At 53.4% G+C, this 12038-nt stretch carries 12 protein-coding genes; 7 read left to right on the forward strand and 5 right to left on the reverse strand.

Annotated features, from left to right (window positions below):
• Positions 1-196: 196 nt before the first annotated feature.
• A complete protein-coding gene (locus tag AC1UKS_RS15345) occupies positions 197-1090 on the forward strand; it encodes an SDR family oxidoreductase (protein ID WP_482434349.1) in 894 nt (297 codons plus the stop codon).
• Positions 1091-1171: 81 nt separating this feature from the next.
• Entirely contained in the window at positions 1172-3001 is a 1830-nt protein-coding gene (locus AC1UKS_RS15350; RefSeq protein ID WP_482434350.1) for a glycoside hydrolase family 15 protein, read from the forward strand.
• Positions 3002-3075: 74 nt separating this feature from the next.
• Here AC1UKS_RS15350 and phrB read toward each other — a convergent pair whose 3' ends face one another.
• The 3 genes from phrB to AC1UKS_RS15365 all read right to left on the reverse strand — a co-directional run bounded on the left by phrB (position 3076) and on the right by AC1UKS_RS15365 (position 5796).
• A complete protein-coding gene (gene phrB / locus AC1UKS_RS15355; RefSeq protein WP_482434352.1) occupies positions 3076-4503 on the reverse strand; it encodes a deoxyribodipyrimidine photo-lyase in 1428 nt (475 codons plus the stop codon).
• A gap of 18 nt (positions 4504-4521) precedes the next feature.
• Positions 4522-5478, reverse strand: a complete 957-nt coding sequence (locus AC1UKS_RS15360) for a YbgA family protein (RefSeq protein ID WP_013201308.1) — start codon at positions 5476-5478, stop codon at positions 4522-4524.
• A gap of 111 nt (positions 5479-5589) precedes the next feature.
• Positions 5590-5796: a YbfA family protein gene (locus tag AC1UKS_RS15365; RefSeq protein ID WP_482434353.1), complete on the reverse strand. Its 207-nt coding sequence runs from the start codon at positions 5794-5796 to the stop codon at positions 5590-5592.
• A 318-nt stretch (positions 5797-6114) separates the two neighbouring features.
• Between AC1UKS_RS15365 and kdpE the strand changes: the two genes are divergently transcribed.
• Positions 6115-6798 (forward strand): two-component system response regulator KdpE, encoded by a 684-nt coding sequence (gene kdpE / locus AC1UKS_RS15370; protein ID WP_482434355.1) that lies wholly within the window; start codon positions 6115-6117, stop codon positions 6796-6798.
• A 69-nt stretch (positions 6799-6867) separates the two neighbouring features.
• On the opposite strand, the gene pgm is transcribed toward kdpE, so the two are convergent.
• Together pgm and seqA are read right to left on the reverse strand one after the other, a co-directional pair.
• Positions 6868-8508, reverse strand: coding sequence for a phosphoglucomutase (alpha-D-glucose-1,6-bisphosphate-dependent) (gene pgm, locus AC1UKS_RS15375; RefSeq protein ID WP_482434356.1), 1641 nt, complete (start codon positions 8506-8508; stop codon positions 6868-6870).
• A gap of 30 nt (positions 8509-8538) precedes the next feature.
• Positions 8539-9093 carry a replication initiation negative regulator SeqA gene (seqA, locus tag AC1UKS_RS15380; RefSeq protein ID WP_013201304.1) on the reverse strand — a complete coding sequence of 185 codons (555 nt, stop codon included), beginning with the start codon at positions 9091-9093 and terminating at the stop codon, positions 8539-8541.
• A gap of 250 nt (positions 9094-9343) precedes the next feature.
• Here seqA and ybfF point away from each other — a divergent pair, with 250 nt between their 5' ends.
• The 4 genes from ybfF (at position 9344) to fur (ending at position 12020) form a co-directional block, all read left to right on the forward strand.
• Positions 9344-10108: an esterase gene (ybfF, locus tag AC1UKS_RS15385; protein ID WP_265911739.1), complete on the forward strand. Its 765-nt coding sequence runs from the start codon at positions 9344-9346 to the stop codon at positions 10106-10108.
• Between the two features lie 147 nt (positions 10109-10255).
• Entirely contained in the window at positions 10256-10537 is a 282-nt protein-coding gene (gene ybfE / locus AC1UKS_RS15390) for a LexA regulated protein (RefSeq protein WP_265911738.1), read from the forward strand.
• A gap of 150 nt (positions 10538-10687) precedes the next feature.
• Positions 10688-11218, forward strand: coding sequence for a flavodoxin FldA (fldA, locus tag AC1UKS_RS15395; RefSeq protein WP_013201301.1), 531 nt, complete (start codon positions 10688-10690; stop codon positions 11216-11218).
• Positions 11219-11576: 358 nt separating this feature from the next.
• Complete coding sequence (gene fur, locus AC1UKS_RS15400; RefSeq protein WP_013201300.1) at positions 11577-12020, forward strand: ferric iron uptake transcriptional regulator; 444 nt, start codon at positions 11577-11579, stop codon at positions 12018-12020.
• The last annotated feature ends 18 nt before the right edge of the window (positions 12021-12038 follow it).

Raw genomic sequence — 12038 nt, forward strand, 5'->3', positions numbered from 1 at the left:
GCTGCTGATAAAACAGACAATTAACGCATCAACAACGGCGTAGGTTATTTATTTCGCCCGAGTTGTTCATCGGGCTAATGCACGGGAGCGCCCGGACGATTGTTCCGATAAAAAGACTTTTTCCGGCTTAATGTGTGACAAACCTCACATCTGTGCCAGGCTTTAACAACACGTAAATAAGCACAAGGTGAAAAATATGTCACATCAAAATAACAAAAGCATCCTGACCGTTGATTATCCTGCGCCACCATTTGCAGAACAGCCTCAGCCTGTGCCAGGCCTTGCCAGCAAAATGATCCCGATCCCGGATCACGGTGAGAAGTCCTATAAAGGGTCAGGCCGACTGGCCGGACGTAAAGCGCTGATCACCGGCGGCGACTCCGGCATCGGCCGCGCAGTGGCCATTGCCTATGCTCGCGAAGGGGCCGACGTGGCAATCAATTATCTGCCGGAAGAAGAGTCAGATGCGGCTGAAGTTATTCAACTTATCGAGGCTGAAGGACGTAAAGCGATCGCGATTCCTGGCGATATTCGTACCGAGGCGTTCTGTCAGCAATTAGTTAAAGAGGCCACCAGCAAACTCGGCGGTCTGGATATTCTGGTGAATAATGCCGGGCGTCAGCAATTTAATGAATCCATTCGGACATTAAGTACCGAGGATTTTGACGCCACATTCAAAACCAACGTTTATGCCATGTTCTGGATAACTAAAGCGGCGGTTGATTTTCTTCCTCGTGGCGCCTCTATTATTAATACCAGTTCGGTGCAGGCCTTTAAACCAAGCGAAATCCTGCTGGATTATGCTCAGACCAAAGCCAGCATTGTTGCCTTTACTAAATCACTGGCTAAGCAGCTGGGTAAAGAAGGGATCCGCGTCAATGCCGTTGCGCCAGGACCTTACTGGACACCACTGCAGTCAAGTGGCGGCCAGCCGCAGGAAAAAGTGCAGCAGTTTGGTGAGGATTCCCCACTGGGTCGTCCGGGACAGCCGGCGGAAATTGCCCCACTGTATGTAACCCTGGCCTCGACCGAAAGCAGCTATACCTCTGGTCAGGTCTGGTGCTCGGATGGTGGTACCGGCACACTGTAATCTTCCGTTTTAACTCAGCATGTTTAAAGAGATCGCCTGGCGGTCTCTTTTTTTGTCCCCGATTCCTCAAGGAAGTGTTATATGGAAAATGCCGTTTATCATTCCCCGCTCAGAAAGGACGGCTTTGCCCGGCTGGGAGACTATGCCGCGATCGGTGAAGGCAGGTCGGTCGCGCTTATCGCGCCGGATGGATCGATCGATTGGTGGTGTGCGCCAAATATGGACTCACCACCGCTGTTTGATCGTATTTTGGACCCGGCTATCGGCGGTTTTTTTCAGTTGGAACCGGTTGAGCCATACAGGGTTAAACGCTGTTACCGCGACAACAGTAACGTGCTGGAAACCCGTTTTGAAACCGATAGCGGTTCGGTTTTGATTACGGAATCCCTGAACAGCACGCTGGCCGGTCGGCTGCCCTGGAGTGAGCTTGCCCGGCGTATTGAAGGGATCGACGGTAAGGTTAAGCTGCGTCTTCGGCTAAAACTGGGTACCTTCGCCGAAAGCCGTTCTCCCTGGTTAACCGAGACCGAACACGGCACGGTTTTTCATATGGCCGACTTAATGGGGATGCTCAGGACCAGCAAAGATATTGAGTTGATTCAGACCAGTGATGAGTGGATCGAGGGCGAATTTCGCTCTTCACCACACTCTTCTTCTCTGGTCGCGTTGCTGGTAAGCGAAGGCGAGCCTCTTGCCGTTCCACCACTCAATGCCATCGATCGGCGCATCGAAACCAGCCATCTGGCCTGGCAGGACTGGATTAACAGCCTGAGCTACCAGGGGCAATATGCCGATCATGTCAGACGTTCTTCGCTGGCGTTGAAGTTTCTGTGGTACTCCCCAACCGGCGCGCTGGCTGCCGCGGCCACCACCTCACTGCCTGAGGGGCCTGGCGGTAACAAAAATTATGATTACCGCTACGCCTGGGTCAGGGACGCCTGTCTGATTATCAAAGCCTTCGTCTATATTGGCGCCCTGGAAGACTGTAAAGCCGCGTTTTCCTGGCTGACTAAAACCATTATCCGGCACGGCGTGAAGCTGCGGGCCTGCTATACGTTGAACGGCGATATCGTCCCTGAGGAGCGTTATCTTCCGCTACAGGGTTATGCCGACTCCCAACCGGTCAGAGTGGGCAATAATGCCCGCGATCAGGTTCAGCTCAGCATGTATGGCGATATGCTGGCGACCGCAAAACTGTTTATCAGCGCCGGACATGTACTGGATCTCACGACCTCGCGCATGTTGTGTGAACTGGCTAACTGTTGCGCCGATAGCTGGCGTCAGCCCGACTCCGGCATCTGGGAGCTTCCCGAAGAGCAACATTACACCCATTCCAAAATGGCCTGCTGGCTGGCGCTTAATAGCGCGGTTGAGATGGCAGAAGGCCAGTATATCGAATCGACCTGGTGTGAGCGCTGGCGGCGAGAGCGCGACCGCATCGCAGACTGGATTGAAACACACTGCTGGTCTGAGAAAAAACAGGCCTACCTGTTCTTTAAGGACAGCGAGGGTGAACTGGATGCGTCGATGGCGCTGATGTACCACTACGGCAACAACGTGAATCCTGAAAGAATGAAAGCCACTTACCGGGCCATTGCTGAGGAGTTAGGGCAACAGGGAGGAATGGTGTGGCGATACACTGGCGTAGATAAAGAGGAGAGCCCTTTTGTCGCCTGTGGTTTTTGGCTGGCCGAGGCGCTGGCTGCGGTGGGTGAAACGGCCCAGGCAGAACAGGCGATGAATGAGATGTTGAGTACGCTGTGTCATCGCGGCAATGTTGACACATTTAATGAAATGTTCGATGCAGCGTCCGGCGAATGGCGCGGAAATATGCCGCAGGGATTAAGTCATCTTGCCCTGATTTGTGCCGCTCAGGCGTTATCTTGCGGGCGAAGTGCGGATTCCGTGTGACCCCACCTGCCGTTAAATGCCTCCATCTGGAGGCATTTAACGGATGTTCAACTGAATCAGCGGCGCCTTAACGGTTAACTCTGTTTACGCGCCGCTTCAAACGCCTCAAGCGTGCGCATTCGCGCTTTTTTATGATCAACAACCGGCTGAGGATAGTCCAGCGCAACCCCCATATTGTCGGCCCAGATATGCGGTTGATGGATATGTTTAACCGGCACGTCCTTTAACTCCGGCAGCCACTTGCGGATAAACTCACCTTCTTTATCAAAGCGCTCGCCCTGAGTGGTCGGATTAAAGATGCGGAAATACGGTGCGGCATCGTTGCCACTGGACGCCGCCCACTGCCAGCCGCCATTGTTGGCCGCCAGATCGCCATCAATCAGCTGTGACATAAAGTAGCGCTCCCCTTCCCGCCAGTCGATAAGCAGGTCTTTTACCAGAAAGCTGGCGACAATCATCCGCAGACGGTTGTGCATCCAGCCCAACTGATTCATCTGTCGCATCGCCGCATCAACAATCGGGTAGCCGGTTTTACCCTGCTGCCACGCTTCCAGCTGCTTATCAGCCGGCTGCCACTTCACGTTGTCGGTCCAGGCGATAAACGGTTTATACCGACAGAGCTTCGGCCAGGCCACCAGCAGATGCCGGTAAAACTCCCGCCAGATCAGTTCATTCAGCCAGACAAAAACGTTACCGTCGTCCAGACCACGGGGATGTTCCGCCAGCAGCCGATGAAGACACTGACGTGGCGAAAGCACGCCGGTGGCCAGATAGACAGAAAGCCGGCTGGTGCCATCAATTGCCGGAATATTGCGGGTGTCGGGGTATTCAGTGACCGGCTGCTGGCAGAAATGCCGTAACTGATGCAGCGCAGCTTTCTCTCCGGCGGCAAACAGCTCGCTGTCGAACGCTTCGGTCGGATAATCGAAGGGCTTTATCTCCGGCGTTTTGCTTAACGGCGCGCCCTGCCGCGGTTTGGGTGCCGGCACGCACTCGGGTAATCCTTCGTGCAGGCGTTTAACAAACGCCCGGCTGAACGGCGTAAAGACTTTGTACATCTCACGGTTACCGGTCAGTACGCTGCCCGGTGGCAGCAACAGGCTGTCGTCGAATCCCTGAGAAATGATATCGAGATCAAACAGCCTGCGCTCCGCCGCTGCATCGCGCTCACGCTCGTTAACTTCGTACTGATAGTTGTAGAACAGTCGGTCGACGTGATGCTGCTGGCAGAAATCACTCAATGCCTCGACGGAAGCGGCAAAATCATCACACTGCAATGTGTGCAGTGCGATGCCCTTTTCAGCCAGCGAGTGTTGTACATCCAGCAGGTTCTGGTAGATAAAGGCGGCCTGTTTCGGCGCCATTGAATGACTTTTCCACTGCGCTGGCGTGGCTATAAACAGAGCCAGCACGGTGGCATTGGCATCGCGGCAGGCAGCGTGCAATGCGTAATTATCATGGACGCGCAGATCGTTGCGCAGCCAGATCAAATGGGTTGCCATAACACTCCCTGAGAAAAACTAGTGTCCATAGCGCAGGCGTAGCGCTTCCGGATAGGGTTCAAAATAGCGCTGCTGCGCCAGGTACGCATCGGGGTACTCCGCCATGTAATGCTTCAACAGGGTGATCGGTGCCAGCAACGGCTGCATCCCCTGACGATAGTGTTCAATCAGCGAGGTCAGCTCCTGGCGCTGTTTTGATGTCAGCTGAGGACGGAAATAACCCTGAACGTGCATCAGCACGTTGGTGTGATTTCCCCGGGTGGCCTGATTCTTCAGCAAGTCCATCAGACGCTGGCGATACTCAAAGGCATACTCTTCCAGTGACGACCAGTCGGCCATCGCCGCGACAAAACGCCCCATCTCGCGGTATTCCGGCTGAGAGTGCGCCAGCAAAGAGAGCTTATAACGGCTGTGAAAGGCCATTAATTTGCCGCGCGTCAGCCCGCTGCGCCACAGTTCATTAAATTCATGCAGCGTATACACGCGTTCAACAAAGTTTTCCCGCAGAACGGGATCGTGCAGGCGGCCATCTTCTTCGACCGGCAGCCATGGCATTTGCGCCATCAACTCGCGAGTAAAGACCCCTACCCCTTCTTTACGGTTATTGTTGTTGTCGGCCTGATAAACCCGCACGCGCTCCATACCGCAGCTGGGCGATTTAGCACAGACAATGTAGCCACACAGATGATGCAGGGCTGAAACGCGTTTTTCTGCGTAAGACTGCATGGCCTCGGTGACCGGATCCCCTTTGCCATTACTGAAGCAGAGCGCGGGCAGATCGTCACCGTTTTCGGTTAAGCGCAGAGCAGGTCGTGGCGTCGGCAATCCGATCGCCATTTCCGGGCAGGCCGGTTCATAACGGATAAACGGGGCGAGATCTTCGGTGGCGAAAGCGCAGCGCTTATGACCGCCATCAAAACGGACGTTGTCACCGAGCAAACAGGCGCTGATGCCGACGGGAATTTTTTCGCTCATAGTTGTACAACCTCCAGAATCTTGTAGAGGTTTAAGTGTAGCTGAAAGCCACGCAATAATCGCGTGATGGTTGAACAACGGGCAAAAAAAATCCCGCCGGAGCGGGAGAGATCAGTAAAAGTCGCAACCTGCGGCTTCAGACTGGGCCAGCCAGACCGGCTGGCTGCTGGTCTTGGACCAGACGCGGTGCAGATAACTGTAAAACCTGGCACGATCCTGGCGGAATAGCATAACCGGTAAAGCCAAAGTGCCTGCGACCATCACCGCAATGCGACGCAGGACAATCCGGTGTAAAGAGTAATGCTGATAAAGACCCATATGTCCTCCTGTTAGCCAAAATGAAACGAATGTAATCTGCGCAAAATAATAGCGCCTTCTGTGTAATTTTACTACTCATCCGACCACTAAAAACAAAAAAAACGGGTGATATTTTCACCGGCCTGTAATCAAGTTACATAAATGTTAACTTTACCGTCATTAATTAACAATCGAATGACATCCACCTGACGGATTATCCCGTACCGTTTTCGGTCGCCTGTTGTACGGCCAAGAAGGTTTGCAGCAAAGCGGAAGGATATTTGATAAATTGGGCCGCCCTAATGCGGCGCCGCTGCCAAATAACAGGAAGGAAACCCGGTGACAACCGTTCTGATCGTTGAAGATGAAAAAGAGATCCGCCGTTTTCTGCGCATTGCGCTGGAAGGTGAATCCCTGCGGGTGGTCGACGCCGACACCCTGCAACGCGGGCTGATTGAAGCGGCAACCCGTAAACCCGATTTAGTGATCCTCGATCTGGGTTTGCCTGACGGCGATGGCAATCAGTTTATCCGTGAAGTGCGCCAGTGGAGTGCGGTGCCGGTCATCGTGCTCTCCGCACGCAGTGACGAACAGGATAAGATTGCGGCGCTGGATGCCGGCGCCGATGACTTTCTCACCAAGCCTTTTGGTATTGGGGAGTTACTGGCAAGAGTGCGTGTTGCGCTTCGACACCGGGATAAATCCGGCAACGGGACGCAAGCCAGTGAAATCACCTTCAGCGACGTCTGCGTGGATATTGCCGGCCGACGCGTCACCAAAGGCGGTGCGGATCTGCATCTGACGCCCATTGAGTTTCGTCTGCTGGTCAGCCTGTTGAATCACGCCGGAAAAGTCATGACGCAACGTCAACTGCTTAACCAGGTTTGGGGACCCAATGCCGTCGAGCACAGCCATTATCTGCGCATCTATATGGGACATCTGCGGCAGAAGCTGGAAAACGATCCGGCGCAACCTCGCCATTTGATCACCGAAACCGGTGTCGGCTATCGCTTTATGCCGTGAATGGCTGCGGCGCAGGCAATAAAAAAGGCGCTATATAAGCGCCTTTTGATTTTTTCTGAAGCTTCGCGATTAGGCGTTTTTCAGCACTTCGCTAACAATCTCAACCGCTTCTTTCTCGATCTGCTCACGGTGCTCAGCACCGAGGAAGCTCTCGCAGTAGATTTTGTATGCATCTTCAGTGCCCGAAGGACGCGCAGCAAACCAGCCGTTCTCGGTCATCACTTTCAGACCGCCGATAGAAGCACCGTTACCCGGCGCTGCCGTCAGGCGTGCCGTGATCGGATCGCCCGCCAGTGTATCGGCACTGACCATTTCTGGTGACAGTTTAGACAGCGCCGCTTTTTGCGCAGAAGTTGCAGAAGCCTGCAGACGGTTGTAGCTCGGGGCACCAAAGCGCGCGGCCAGATCGTCATAATGCTGCTGTGGATTCTTGCCGGTTACCGCAGTGATTTCTGCCGCCAGCAGGCACATGATAATGCCGTCTTTGTCGGTAGACCACGGCGTGCCGTCAAAGCGCAGGAAGGAAGCACCCGCACTCTCTTCGCCGCCGAAACCAAAGCTGCCATCGTACAGGCCGTCAACAAACCATTTAAAGCCAACCGGCACTTCCACCAGCTTGCGACCAATGTCGTTAACCACGCGGTCGATCATCGCGCTGGAAACCAGCGTTTTGCCGACGGCGACATCCTTGCCCCACTGCGGACGGTTCTGGAACAGGTAGTTGATTGCAACGGCCAGGTAGTGGTTCGGGTTCATCAGGCCAGCAGGCGTGACGATACCGTGGCGGTCATAATCCGGATCGTTGGCAAAGGCCAGATCGAACTTATCACGCAGCGCCAGCAGACCCGCCATCGCGCTCTCAGACGAGCAATCCATACGGATCACGCCATCTTTATCGAGGTGCATAAAGCGGAAGGTTTGATCAACCGAATCGTTCACGATGGTCAGATCAAGGTTGTAGAACTCGGCAATACGCTGCCAGTAAGCAATCCCTGAACCGCCTAACGGATCGACACCAATTTTCAGGCCCGCTTTCTGAATGGCAGGAATGTTAACGATCTGCGCCAGGCCTTCAATGTAAGGCTGGATCAGGTCTTTTTCCTGCAGATGGCCGCTTTCCCAGGCTTTGTCCAGCGCGATGCGCTTAACGCCTTTCAGGCCATCTTTAATCAGAGCATTGGCACGGTCTTCAACCACTTTGGTGACGTTAGTGTCAGCCGGGCCACCATTTGGCGGGTTGTATTTAATGCCGCCATCTTCCGGTGGGTTGTGCGAAGGCGTGATCACAATGCCATCGGCCTGAGGGCCACCGACTTTGTTGTGCTCCAGAATAGCATTGGAGATCGCAGGCGTTGGCGTATAGCCATTGTCCAGCTGCACAATCACATCTACACCGTTCGCGGCCAGCACTTCCAGTACGGAAATGATCGCAGGTTCGGAGAGCGCATGGGTATCTTTGCCGACGAAGCAAGGACCGGTAATGCCGTTCTTTTTGCGTTCTTCTGCAATCGCCTGAGCAATAGCCAGAATGTGCGTCTCGTTAAAGCTCTGACGACCTGCACTGCCGCGATGGCCAGAAGTCCCGAATTTAACCGCATGTTCCGGGTTGCTCAGATCGGGCTGCAGGACATAATACTGTGACGTTAATTGTGCAACGTTAATCAAATCACTCTGCTGGGCGGGTTGCCCTGCACGGGGGTGATTGGCCATTGGCGATTCTCCCTGACGCTTCTTTATCAGTTAGAGGGTGCCGCAAACCTTGTCAGCGAGTTCCGCAGGGAACTGCATTGACTGCATGATGTGTTCCACCATGCTGCGTTTGCGACCTGTGTTGGTGTTGGTGATCACCCAATACGGCGTGCCGGGAATATGTTGCGGCTTGGTATGGGTGCCATTCTGTACCAGGGTCTGCTGATTACCTGCAAAGTAAACGCGCGTGCGGCCAAGCAGTGACTCGGTCGCGGCGGCAAAAGCTTTGGGATCCTGATTATACAAAGTCGACAAAATGAGCATAAAACGGTTAACCGCTTTCTTCTGCTCAGCATATTCATCAGACAGCAGCAGCTCACGCACCGCGCGAACGCGGTCCTGAGGGCGGGATTCCACCTTCACTGGCGCCGCGTCTTTCGCGACGCTCACGGCTGTAGATGCCGTTACCGCTGCGGTAGCAGGCGCTTTTTGCCCGGCCGTAAATTTAAGCATACGACGCAAAATGTCAGAGGCGCTTTCACCAATATGCTGAGTGTGACTGGCGATATAACGGTAGAGCTCTTCGTCGACTTCAATAGTTTTCATCTTGATCCAGTACAATTTATTGCTGATAAGAGCCGGTCTGTACGCTGCCTGAACAAGCCGCACAGGATCGTTCCAGCTCTAACACGAGGATTATAAAGTTAAATCCTGCCGGGGTGTAGCGCCAGCCCCTGATACCAGTAAAAGTCAGAATATGCCGCAAAAAGATTGGCGGGCGCTTTCTGGCCGTCACGGCAGGAAAAAGTGAATCTATGATACCCTAACCCCTCGTTTCAACAGTAAGAACTTTGTTATGAAATTGAATACCCGCTTGCTATCTGAACAATCCGCCCGCCTTGAGGTTCCCGTGGTGTTAATCCACGGCCTTTTTGGCAGCCTTGATAATTTGTCCGTGTTGGCGCGAGGGTTAAAGGACGATCGCCAGCTGGTGCAGATCGACCTGAGAAACCACGGTTTATCGCCACGTGATGACCAGATGGATTATCAGGCGATGGCCCGCGATGTGCTGGAAACGCTGGATGCCGAAGGGATTGACCGGGTCGCGGTCATCGGACATTCGATGGGCGGAAAAGTGGCGATGGCGTTAACCGCGCTGGCGCCAGAACGCATCGAGCAGCTGGTGGTTATCGATATGGCACCGGTCGCTTATCCGACCCGCCATCACGATACGATTTTTGCGGCCCTGAAGGCGGTCACCGCAGCAGGCATTACGCAACGCAGCGATGCCGCAGCGCTGATGCGTGAAACAATAGAAGAAGAAGGCGTGATTCAGTTTCTGCTGAAATCCTTTCAGCAAGGGGAATGGCGGTTTAACGTGCCGGTGCTGTGGCAGTGCTACGATCGGATTATTGGCTGGCAGCCGGTTCCGGCCTGGGAGCATCCCGCGCTGTTTATTCGCGGCGAACGTTCCCCCTACCTGGCCGATGAATATCGTGATGCCCTGCTGGCTCAGTTTCCCAAAGCCCGCGCGCATGTGGTCAACGGTGCCGGACACTGGGTCCATGCCGAGAAACCTGATGCTGTTTTGCGCGCAATCCGCCGTTTTTTTGCGCTGTAAAAACAATTATATCCTGAGATGGCTAAATCATTGTCGTCATGACTTTCGCTGGGGTATGATGGCGCGCTAAAAATCTGTCGCTGCACGAATTTCAGCCGACATCAGGCCTGAACCATCAGAACTCCAGCCTTTCAGTATCACGATTCTATGGCAAAAGAAAACACGGACCGCACCACGATCGATCTGTTCGCAGATGACCGTCGCCCGGGACGACCAAAAACCAATCCGCTGACGCGTGATGAGCAGCTGCGTATCAACAAACGCAACCAGCTCAAGCGCGATAAGGTGCGCGGGCTGAAGCGCGTTGAACTGAAAATGAACAGTGACGCGGTTGATGCTCTGAACCAGCTTGCCGAGCAGCGTAATATGAGCCGCAGCGAGCTGATTGAAGAAATGGTCATGGCGCAGTTGGCCGATCGGGACCGCTGAACAGGCGCTTTCAGCCCCCCCCGGTGAAGCACAAAGCGACAAAAGCAGGCGGATTACTCATTTATCCCCCTGTAGCTGTCTGCTATCATTGCCGGTATCTGTAATAAGCAGCCTTTACCCTATCAATACGTTTCAAGAGGTTAGTAAGTCATGGCAATCGTAGGCATTTTCTTTGGCAGCGATACGGGCAATACAGAAAACATTGCAAAAGTGATCCAAAAGCAGCTCGGTAAAGAGGTGGCTGAAGTTCATGATATCGCTAAAAGCAGCAAAGAAGACCTTGAAGCCTTTGATATTCTGCTGCTCGGTATCCCAACCTGGTACTACGGCGAAGCGCAGTGCGACTGGGATGATTTCTTCCCGACGTTGGAAGAAATTGATTTCAACGGCAAGCTTGTTGCGCTGTTCGGCTGTGGCGATCAGGAAGATTACGCTGAGTACTTCTGTGACGCGATGGGCACCATCCGCGACATTATTGAGCCTAAAGGCGCGGTGATCGTCGGCCACTGGCCAACTGAAGGCTACCATTTTGAAGCCTCGAAAGGGCTGGCGGATGATAAGCACTTCCTCGGTCTGGCTATTGACGAAGATCGTCAGCCAGAACTCACCAGTGAGCGCACCGAGCAGTGGGTCAAACAGATTTATGACGAGCTCCAGCTGAAAGAAATCCTGGAAGCGTAATCAGACCGGCCTGATTGGGAGGTATCTCACATCAGGCCAGTGGTTTTTTCTATAGAAGTAATAGACACATTTTTGTAACTTTCATCTGCAAATCTGTAAAATATCGCCATCGGTCACCCGCTTTCTCAGCGCCTTTCGCTCTAATAGCGACTATGATGAGGCAGAGCGAAATGTTAGCCCAACCGCTTGCTCTCACGGACGTAACGACTCTTCTCCTTACCTCCCTTGATTGAGATGCATCAGCGGTGTTCATTTCGAAATATCAGTTCTATAATGAGACGTTTGGCTTTTCGCGACGACCGATGTTCAGGGCTTTTCAGCCACAAAGTGACTAGCAAAGTAACAGGACAATATCCGCATGACTGACAATAACACCGCATTAAAGAAGGCCGGCCTGAAAGTCACGCTTCCACGACTTAAAATTCTGGAAGTACTTCAGGAACCTGAGGGCCATCACGTCAGTGCGGAAGACTTGTATAAGCGTCTGATTGACATGGGCGAAGAGATTGGTCTGGCGACGGTTTACCGCGTTCTTAACCAATTTGATGATGCCGGGATCGTTACCCGTCATAATTTCGAAGGTGGTAAATCCGTTTTCGAACTGACTCAGCAGCATCACCACGATCATCTGATTTGCCTGGATTGTGGCAAGGTGATCGAGTTCCGTGATGAAAACATCGAAGCTCGCCAGCGTGATATTGCCACGCGCCACGGCATCAAACTCAGTAACCACAGCCTGTACCTTTATGGTCACTGCTCAACCGGTGACTGCCGTGAAGATGAGACGCTGCACGACAAGTAATCTACACTAACAGCAAAA

The organism is Erwinia sp. AK-PDG3-5 (assembly GCF_056821705.1).

Coding starts and splice junctions, on each gene's coding strand:
- pgm (WP_482434356.1), bottom strand. CDS start 8,508: ATGGCCAATCACCCCCGTGCAGGGCAACCCGCCCAGCAGAGTGATTTG.
- AC1UKS_RS15360 (WP_013201308.1), bottom strand. CDS start 5,478: ATGAGCGAAAAAATTCCCGTCGGCATCAGCGCCTGTTTGCTCGGTGAC.
- phrB (WP_482434352.1), bottom strand. CDS start 4,503: ATGGCAACCCATTTGATCTGGCTGCGCAACGATCTGCGCGTCCATGAT.
- fldA (WP_013201301.1), top strand. CDS start 10,688: ATGGCAATCGTAGGCATTTTCTTTGGCAGCGATACGGGCAATACAGAA.
- AC1UKS_RS15350 (WP_482434350.1), top strand. CDS start 1,172: ATGGAAAATGCCGTTTATCATTCCCCGCTCAGAAAGGACGGCTTTGCC.
- fur (WP_013201300.1), top strand. CDS start 11,577: ATGACTGACAATAACACCGCATTAAAGAAGGCCGGCCTGAAAGTCACG.
- seqA (WP_013201304.1), bottom strand. CDS start 9,093: ATGAAAACTATTGAAGTCGACGAAGAGCTCTACCGTTATATCGCCAGT.
- AC1UKS_RS15345 (WP_482434349.1), top strand. CDS start 197: ATGTCACATCAAAATAACAAAAGCATCCTGACCGTTGATTATCCTGCG.
- ybfE (WP_265911738.1), top strand. CDS start 10,256: ATGGCAAAAGAAAACACGGACCGCACCACGATCGATCTGTTCGCAGAT.
- AC1UKS_RS15365 (WP_482434353.1), bottom strand. CDS start 5,796: ATGGGTCTTTATCAGCATTACTCTTTACACCGGATTGTCCTGCGTCGC.
- ybfF (WP_265911739.1), top strand. CDS start 9,344: ATGAAATTGAATACCCGCTTGCTATCTGAACAATCCGCCCGCCTTGAG.